The 250-nt window shown below is 66.0% G+C and carries 1 protein-coding gene; it reads left to right on the top strand.

Annotated features, from left to right (window positions below):
* Positions 1-250, top strand: a 250-nt coding sequence (locus ACTFO6_RS19270; RefSeq protein ID WP_439935932.1) for a hypothetical protein, incomplete at both ends; no start/stop codon positions are given.

Here is a 250-nt window from a genome sequence, read left to right as displayed (position 1 = left end):
GTGTACGACGTCGGCCTGTGCATGAATCCGGACTGCCGCAAGCTCACCACGGACGGCTCGGATCGCTGCAGCGACTGCGGCGGCGCCGTGCGCCCGGCGGTGCTGTGCCGCACCTGCGGCCAGGACTTCGTCAAGGTTCGGTTCGACCCGGATCACCCGGTTCAAACACTCGCCGACGAAGACTTCCTGAGCGACGAGGAAACCAGGTTCATCACTCCTCGCCTGGTGGGCGAGCGCGATTCCGACGAAG

Origin of the sequence: Pelomicrobium sp. G1, from assembly GCF_051905455.1 — a bacterium.
Taxonomy (GTDB): domain Bacteria; phylum Pseudomonadota; class Gammaproteobacteria; order Burkholderiales; family UBA6910; genus Pelomicrobium.
This window is presented reverse-complemented; position numbering and strand designations above follow the sequence as displayed.